Origin of the sequence: Calothrix sp. UHCC 0171, from assembly GCF_034931845.1 — a bacterium.
Taxonomy (GTDB): domain Bacteria; phylum Cyanobacteriota; class Cyanobacteriia; order Cyanobacteriales; family Nostocaceae; genus Brunnivagina.
Map to the genome: position 1 here is coordinate 1 of NZ_JAYGHN010000096.1, position 4,161 is coordinate 4,161.

General features: G+C 38.1%; 3 protein-coding genes and 1 pseudogene. All 4 read left to right on the forward strand.

Going from position 1 to position 4,161, the window contains the following annotated elements; genetic code table 11:
- The first annotated feature begins 130 nt into the window (after window positions 1–130).
- Window positions 131–865, forward strand: coding sequence for a hypothetical protein (locus tag VB733_RS27330; RefSeq protein WP_323343185.1), 735 nt, complete (start codon window positions 131–133; stop codon window positions 863–865).
- A 24-nt stretch (window positions 866–889) separates the two neighbouring features.
- Window positions 890–2,476, forward strand: a complete 1,587-nt coding sequence (locus VB733_RS27335; protein WP_323343186.1) for a hypothetical protein — start codon at window positions 890–892, stop codon at window positions 2,474–2,476.
- A 12-nt stretch (window positions 2,477–2,488) separates the two neighbouring features.
- A complete protein-coding gene (locus VB733_RS27340) occupies window positions 2,489–3,253 on the forward strand; it encodes a hypothetical protein (protein WP_323343187.1) in 765 nt (254 codons plus the stop codon).
- A gap of 55 nt (window positions 3,254–3,308) precedes the next feature.
- Window positions 3,309–4,161: pseudogene (locus VB733_RS27345) on the forward strand (ATP-binding protein); the annotation flags it as partial.

Sequence of the window (4,161 nt, forward strand, 5' to 3'; positions counted from 1 at the left end):
GTTGTTAATTGCTGGAGGGGGAGGAATTGCGCTTTATACGGGAATAAATAACCGAGTTCCAGCTTTAGTTAATGCTGCTTTTGACGGGGTGTTAGCTGTTGCGACCGGGTTTGTTGGGAGGATTTAAAAGATGCTTAAATCATTGAAGCAGGTTCGACGACCAAAATTATTGCTTGATTCTAAAGATATACTCCCTTTATGCTTTATTGGGCTAACAACATTTAGTTTTATTAGTTTTTTATTCTTATTATTTATCAGTTTTAAATTCAATCAACTTGCTGCAAAAAAAACAACTTTTGTTCAATTAGTAAATGGTCGTTCTTTAGTTATCTCCGAGCAAGATTATCTATATCGCCATCCAGAAGTTATCAAAAATACTGTGCGACAATGGGCAAATTTAACATTTAACTGGGATGGGAATATTCCTGGAACCAAAGATATAGATAAAGGACGAGATATTGGGAAAGGCAAACGAATTACAACAAATGCTTATATTGGCTCATTTTTGATTCAATCGGGAAAACAAGGCTTTCGTCAAGCAGCATTGAATGCGATCGCAGAAATTACACCCTCCCGTGTATTTGCTGGTCAAATCCGCTCCAAAATTATTATTTCCTATCTTTCTGCTCCCCGACAAATAAAAATGGGCGAGTGGGAAGTCGATATGGTCGCAACGCGAGTATTGGTAAATTTAGCAGGTGGAGAGGATGAGGAAATTAATTTTAATCGTACTTTTCGTTTGCAAGCGGTAGATATTCCTTCCCAATCTCTCAATAAGAATTTTCCATTGGAACAGCAATTATATGAAATTAGAAGTGCGGGTTTAGAAATCACAAAAATAGCTGAATTTACACCTAATAAATAGTCATATAAATCATGGATATTAATTATGGAAAACCTTCATGAAAGTTATACTAATGAATCGAATTATGAAGAACTGACTCCAGAGGAAGAATTAGAATTATCTGGATACCAACCAGAAAAAATAGCTTTAATTGATCGCGAATATCTCATCCAACGAGATTCCGAGCAAGCAGAACCACTTGACGAGAGCGAAAACCCTTTAATTCGGTTTGCGATCGCATCCCTTTTAGTTGGTGGTGTAATGGGTTTTGCATGGATGGTATGGTCAATTTTCTTGGCACCTAAACCTGTTGTCAAAGCACCAACTCCAAAACCAACGGTGACAAACACAGCTTCTCCAGAAAGTGATGAAGCAGCGCGTCTCAAAGCCGAGTTAGCACTACGCAACCAAGAGAGTCGCAACCTGGAACAACCACAAACACAAAAACAAGTTACAACTTCACCAAAACCAAGCACAACGGTAAAAACTCAACGAACTCGTCCCGTTCCCACACCAAGACCAAGAATTATTCGCGAACGGGTTCTAGTTCCATCTCCAACAAGAATTGTTCGCGAAACAGTACCCGTTAAATCGCACTCAAAACCTGTTGCTCTAACAAAAGTTACTCCTTCTGTTGAAAATATTGACCCCTTCGAGCGTTGGAATCAACTTGCGACTTTGGGACAACAAAGTATTAAAAGTGATGCTGTTACCGAAGTTGCGAAAAATACCAGTGTAGAGGAAATACCTCAAGAAATAAAAACAAATAATGATTTCAACAATAGAGAAGAAGACAATACAAATACAAGCACAAATATTATGCCCGCAGTCGCTATCAATGATAGTCAAACTCTTTCCCCAAGCACTTTAGCAACCCAAACTCAAACACCTGGGGAGTGGGGTATTTTAAACCGAACCAATCCTAATCGCGATCGCAATAATTCCACAGTATTATTTCCCGAACATAATGACCCAACTCAAATCCAAATTGGGACAACTGCGAAGGGAGAAGTTTTAGTACCAATGATTTGGACACAGTCAGGAAAAAATGGGGTTAGATTTGCAGTGCGATCGCAACAAGAAGTCATTTCTACAAATAACCGCATTATTTTCCCCAAAGGCACAATTTTTATTGTCGATGTGGATGCGGTATCCGAGGAAAATAAATTAGTACAAAATAACGTCATAGCAAGTATTTTCACAGACAAATTTGGTCGCATTCAACAGCAACAAATACCCCAAGGTGTAATTTCTATTCAAGCAGAAAACCAGAAGCCATTGATTGCTAAATCGATGACGGATAAAGGTAAAGCGATCGCCCAACAAGATATTTTAATTGGATTACTTGGTGCTGCTGGTCTTGCTGGAGAAGTGTTCAACCAAAATCAAAATCAATCTTCCATAACTACTTCCAATGGAGATTTTAACAGCCAAATAATCACAACTCAAGCCAATAAACCAAATGTTTTAGCCGCAGCAGTAGAAGGATTTTTCAAACCGATGTCACAGCGCTTGAGTCAACGTGCAGAGAAAGCAAGCAGTGAGATTATTAACCGTCCAGATGTGGCAATTTTACCTGTAAATACCAAAGTATCGATATTTTTCAATAACTTTCTTGAAGTGTCAAATTGAAGTTAGCAGTCTATGAAAACAATAATTTTGGCAAAATCAATTGCGATCGCTGTAGGAATATCAGTTATTTTTCCAATTAATCCATCATATTCTCAACCTGCAATACTAACAGTTAATGCTAGCCAAGCAAGAGGGTTAAACTCACGAGCAATTGAAATAAAAGTTGGGAATGGGAGAGCAACTGCAATTGATTTTTCTAACATCAATGAGCGGATTACCCAAGTTTTCCTGTCTGACCCCAGCAATTTCACTTACTCTACCGATACACCCTTGGAAAATGGCCAATCCACAACTTTATTTATCCGTAGGATTAAACCTTTGCGATTTCCGAATTTAACGACAAGTAGTAATACCAATTTGTTTGTAAAAACTAGAAATAGCGATGGTCAATCTCATCTTTATACTTTTAATTTAAAGAAGATTAGTAGCGCTCCTATTTACAGTGGTATCGCAATTTCAAATCAAACACTTAATTCAACTGGTATTGAACCCACTATACAAGTCGATTCTTCTCGTAGAGCCTCAATCAGCGATATTGAAAGGGGTTTAATTGCTGCAATTCGTCGAGGTTATACTTCAGCATCTGACCCTGTAGTTGCCAAAATTCGAGAATTTATTGCATTAGCTCGAAATACCTCAGATAAAACTTTAATTGAGATTGCTGTACAAACAAAGGTTTCTCTTCCATTAATAACTGAGTTGGGTTTATTGGGAATCGAGGAAAATTTGAAACCTCCCATATCTTTCCAAGGACAATTAATCCCACCAGGTAAATAATAAGCAAGACAAGCCTTCGGCTACCATACTATCTAAAAAACTCTCTCCATCCATCATGTCATTAAATCACTTGCATACCCTGTTTGACACGAGACAAGCAATTGTCGCACTAGAGACCCCAGTTACAGAAAGAAAGAGAGTATTGCAAATTTTATCGCAGTTGGCAAAACAACATAATTTACCTCTTTATTTTTGGAATATAGGTTATTCAAAATTACAGCAGGTGGATGATTCCTCGAATCTAAATAATAGTAATATTCCGTGTAAATCAGGTTTGGAATGGTTGTTCAATAATCCTACAATACCGGGGGTATTCGCTTTTGAAGGTATCATCTCATCTACAGGTACAATAACCCCAGAAACCAGAATCATCTTGAGTAATTTAGCTTACAGTTTTCCTATCAGTCATGCACCAAAATTTCTAATATGCCTAGAAAGTTATATCGAGCTTCCGAACGATTTATTACCTTTAATTTCGGTGGTACCTAATCCTTTACCAAGCATTTCAGAAGTTGAAAGATTTATTGCCAGTAAATCTAATTTTGTATCGCATCTCAAAGCAAATCCGCAACTATTAGAACCGTTTGTTCGAGCTTGTTTGGGTTTACCTCTGGGGGAATTAGATATTTTATTTTCGCGATTATTGGGATTATCTCGCAACCTCGAAGAACTCATTGATGGGGTTTTAGCCTACAAGAAAAGCAAACTCAAAAATCAAGGTGTTGAATTTCTGAGTGAACCAGATGTACCCCAAGCTGCTGGTTTGGATTTGTTGGAAGATATTTTGGAACGTGCTGCGGTGTTACTTAAAGCGGAAGCCAAGCAACACAACCTCAGTTTTCCCAAGGGGATGATTCTCTGGGGAGCACCGGGGACAGGAAAATCTTTGAGTGCGAAATTGGCTGCAT

Bases quoted from the DNA above. Each gene is read 5' to 3' on its own strand.
- VB733_RS27330 (WP_323343185.1), top strand. From the start codon at position 131: ATGCTTAAATCATTGAAGCAGGTTCGACGACCAAAATTATTGCTTGAT.
- VB733_RS27335 (WP_323343186.1), top strand. From the start codon at position 890: ATGGAAAACCTTCATGAAAGTTATACTAATGAATCGAATTATGAAGAA.
- VB733_RS27340 (WP_323343187.1), top strand. From the start codon at position 2,489: ATGAAAACAATAATTTTGGCAAAATCAATTGCGATCGCTGTAGGAATA.